We start from the raw sequence: 3,826 nt of genomic DNA on the forward strand, positions 1-3,826 counted from the left end.
TGTATCAATTATGGCGAAATTTGCTACTTAATGTTGAAAAGTATCTTTGCGCCGGACCAGATGGCATCGATGTTTTGGGGAGCATATGACTTACACCGCCGAAATACCGCAGCCCGTTACTTTGCCTCCTCGATATTTTTGGCGACGCCTCGAAGCTTTCACCATCGATCTTATCATCTTCCAGGCAGTCATCCTGTTAGTCGTCTCCCACATTTCAGCAACATTCTACTTAGATTTCCGTTTCCCTGGCTGGGCATCTACTTGGTGCGGCGTGACGGTCCCAGACCAGCTTGCGCAGCGAATTGATGCCGGATGGCCATTGAGAGGAAACGAGTACCGCGAGACCTCAATCTGCGAAGTAACGCAAATCGCTTTAGGAAAGCAGAGATACCTGCGGACAGGTGCTGCGGAAGATACAGAACATTGGGTCTGGAATGATATGCCGACCTTTCCTCTCGACGCACACAACAATCCGGTGACCACACCGTTGCCCGCGTATTCAATCCTAGTGTCAGGCGTAGCAAACACCGTGCTAGTCGCGTGGGCGTTCGCTTACTTCTCTGCGAATGGCCGACGCACTATCGGAAAGTTGTTCGCGGGCTTGAAGGTCCAGTCTGTCGATGGGCAAAATCCCGGCATCGGCACTACATTCAAACGCGAGTTCCTGAAATTCAGTCCTAACCTCTTTTTCAGCGTTACCGCGTTCGTGTTTTCGCTGCTTCCAATTCTTCCCACGGAAGACTTCGACACGTTGCTGCGCATGATGCGCGACGGATATACGATCCCCGACGATGGCGGGACAGGATACTATGTTCTGCTGACAGTTGCGGCCATGGCCTGGTGGCTGTTGCCGTTCGTCGAGTGGAAAGGACAGGTCTATTACGATCGCATCTGCGCCTGCAAAGTCGTAACGACCCTGGAGGCAAGCCGCCCCATTGAAGCACGGACCAAGCAAAACAGGCCACGAATTTACCGCAGGCTGGCGCCTATTCGTGGTAGCCGCCGCCGGAGGCGAAGGGCCTACCTTCAAGCACCTTATTGAGCAGCGCAAAGGAGGCCGCGCCTTTGGCGCGGCCTCCATCGAAAAGAAGTCAGGCGCTGGGAACCGCGCCATGCGGTTCCTCGGCCTCCTCCGTGCCGAAGCGGACATCCTTCTTCTCGTAGCCGAAGCCGGCAAGGACCGCGACGATGAGCGCCACGACTGCCGCGACGATCAGGAGCGCATAGGCATAGTCGCCGTCCCAGCGAGCGGCGAGCCCTGCCTGCAGCGTCGCATTGCCCGAGGCCAGCAGGTTGCCGAGCTGGTAGGCAAAGCCGGGGAATGTGCCGCGCACCTCGTCCGGCGACAGCTCGTTCAGATGCACCGGCACGATGCCCCAGGCGCCCTGGACGAAGAACTGCATCAGGAAGGCGCCGATGGCGAGCAGCACCGGCCCGGGCGCATGGGCCCAGAGCGGCGCGACGGGCACGGCGATCAACGCGGCGATGACGATTGCCTTTTTGCGCCCGATCCGCTGCGACAGTGCGCCGAAGAACAGCCCGCCGCAGATCGCCCCAATATTGTAGACGATGGCGATCGCGCCAACCGTGTAGCTCGAATAGTTGCGCTGCGTCTCGAGGAAGGTCGGGTAGATATCCTGCGTGCCGTGGCTGAAGAAATTGAACGCCGTCATCAGGAGCACCGCCCAGATGAACAGTGGAATATTCTCGCGCAAGACCGTCAGGAACGGCCGGCGCCCTTCGGCCTGCCGCTTCAGGAAGGCCGGGCTCTCCTCGACATTGCGCCTGATGTAGAGCACCAGCAGCGCCGGCACCGCGCCGACAAAGAACATGCCGCGCCAGCCGATGACAGGAAAGAGCAGGAAGAACACGATCGAGGCGATCAGATAGCCGGAGGGATAGCCGGCCTGCAGGATGCCCGAGACGATGCCGCGGCTTTCCTCCGGCACCGTCTCCATGACAAGGGAAGCGCCGACGCCCCATTCGCCACCCATGGCGATTCCGTAGAGCGCCCTGAGCACAAGGAACATGGTGAGCCCGGTGGAGAAGCCGGTCAGGAACTCGAACAGCGAATAGAGCAGCACGTCAGCCATCAGCGTGATGCGACGCCCGTAATGGTCAGCCGCCAGCCCGAAGACCAGCGCGCCGAGCGCCCGCATGGCAAGCGTCAGGAAGATCGCCACCGAGACGGCGGGAACGTCGGTGTGGAATTCCTCGGCTATATATTTGAGAACGAAGACGAGAATGAAGAAATCGAAAGCGTCGAGCGTCCAGCCGAGATAGCTGGCGATGACGGTGTTGCGCTGCTGCGGCGTCAGCCGGCGCAGGCTTTCCAAAGCGGACATCTGATATTCCTCCGTCCGAAAGCGGCGGCGAGGCGGGCAATTCCGGATGCCGTCGGAAGGGGTGCCCGAAACGGGCGGGTGATACTGTTACGGCAGCGTTTGCAGCCGGAGACAGCGGGCGATAACGTCAGCAATGCTGCCCCTGTTCCATCACGATTGCCGTGATCGGGTGGCACTCCAGCGCCATATTGGAAGGCGTACACCTTCCAGCACCCTGCCTTTCACGTTGGCACATGCGGGCCGCTGCCTGCCTCTTCTCCCCAGCGGGGAGAAGTGCCGGAGCAATAGCGAGGCGATGAGGGGGCGAGCGGCAAAGCCGCGAATGCACTGAGCGTAAGCGAAGGCAAGCAAAGGTGTACCGTGCCGCCCCCCTCATCCGACCCTTCGGGCCACCTTCTCCCCGCTGGGGAGAAGAGGGAGCAGCACGATTCTCCCTTTAGAGGAGGTGGCGCTCCCGCTAATCAGTCCGCCACCCTGCCCCGACACGCCCAAGCAACCGCCGCAAACGACCGCGATCCATCCGGCTCGCCGGCCTCATATGCCGCCCTGACGGCGGCATCCACAGCCGTTCGCTTCGCCGGGTCCAGCCCCGCGACATACTTGCCGAGCGGTCCCTCGCCGGCGGCGATCGGGTCCCAGTAGTCTTCGAAGGAGAGGTATTCCATCCGGATCAGCAGCGAGGTTTCCTCGACGTCGGCAAGCCCCTGCGCGATGAAGCTTTCCTTCATTTCCCCCGGCCGCATCATCGGCTGGAAACAATATCTGCGTCGCAGGGCCAGCGCATTTTCATCCAGCATTGCCACCGTATCCCACATCATCCGCATGCCGGACATGCCGCCATAATGGTCCCAGACGGCGGCCGCGACCACGCCGCCCGGGCGCACCACACGGCGCATCTCGGATACCGCCTTTCCCGCTTCCGGCACGAAATGCAGCACGAGCAGCGACATCGCCCTGTCGAAGCGGTTATCCTCGAAGGGAAGCGCGCAGGCATCGGCCTGCCGGATCGATACGCGCGGATCGGTGTTGCGCCGCGTTGCGGCCTCGACGAAGACCGGCGAATAGTCGACGGCGACGATCTCCTGCAGGCCCGGCGTTTCCGCCAGCGTGAACGCCAGGCTGCCGGTGCCGCAGCCGACATCGAGCACCCGGTCGCCATCCGCGAGACCGGCGAAATCGATGAGCATCGGCGCCAGCTTCCTGCTCCAGCGCCCCATCAGCCGTTCATAACCATCGGCACTTTCGACATTGAAACTCGACGGCATCGAAGCCTCCTCCCTCAAGGACACAGGTCTTCGATTGAATACTAGCGTTCGCTGGCGACTGTGCAAGCGGACTTCTCCCAAGCGCCGGCGGTCAGACGGGCAAGTCCAGATGCCCTGGGGGGCGCACCTCTTGCCCTGCCGCGGCGGAGAGCCCGGCATCCAACATCCCTTATCCTAAGGCGCGCAGCCTATAGGGCGAAGCCTCGACGGATCAAC

3 protein-coding genes are annotated in these 3,826 nt (G+C 61.4%); 1 reads left to right on the forward strand and 2 read right to left on the reverse strand.

Annotation, left to right across the window (positions count from 1 at the left end; translation table 11 throughout):
- Positions 1-85: 85 nt before the first annotated feature.
- The gene (locus tag FY112_RS09460; RefSeq protein WP_151518257.1) at positions 86-1,042 is read left to right on the forward strand and encodes an RDD family protein; all 957 of its coding nucleotides are present in this window, start codon (positions 86-88) and stop codon (positions 1,040-1,042) included.
- A 49-nt stretch (positions 1,043-1,091) separates the two neighbouring features.
- On the opposite strand, the gene FY112_RS09465 is transcribed toward FY112_RS09460, so the two are convergent.
- Together FY112_RS09465 and FY112_RS09470 are read right to left on the reverse strand one after the other, a co-directional pair.
- Entirely contained in the window at positions 1,092-2,345 is a 1,254-nt protein-coding gene (locus FY112_RS09465; protein WP_151518258.1) for an MFS transporter, read from the reverse strand.
- 461 nt (positions 2,346-2,806) lie between these two features.
- The gene (locus tag FY112_RS09470; RefSeq protein WP_151518259.1) at positions 2,807-3,610 is read right to left on the reverse strand and encodes a class I SAM-dependent methyltransferase; all 804 of its coding nucleotides are present in this window, start codon (positions 3,608-3,610) and stop codon (positions 2,807-2,809) included.
- Positions 3,611-3,826 lie beyond the last annotated feature (216 nt).

It is taken from the genome of Rhizobium sp. PEPV16 (genome assembly GCF_008919455.1).
In the GTDB taxonomy this organism is placed as follows: Bacteria; Pseudomonadota; Alphaproteobacteria; order Rhizobiales; family Rhizobiaceae; genus Rhizobium; species Rhizobium leguminosarum_Q.

Bases quoted from the DNA above. Each gene is read 5' to 3' on its own strand.
- FY112_RS09470 (WP_151518259.1), bottom strand. From the start codon at position 3,610: ATGCCGTCGAGTTTCAATGTCGAAAGTGCCGATGGTTATGAACGGCTG.
- FY112_RS09460 (WP_151518257.1), top strand. From the start codon at position 86: ATGACTTACACCGCCGAAATACCGCAGCCCGTTACTTTGCCTCCTCGA.
- FY112_RS09465 (WP_151518258.1), bottom strand. From the start codon at position 2,345: ATGTCCGCTTTGGAAAGCCTGCGCCGGCTGACGCCGCAGCAGCGCAAC.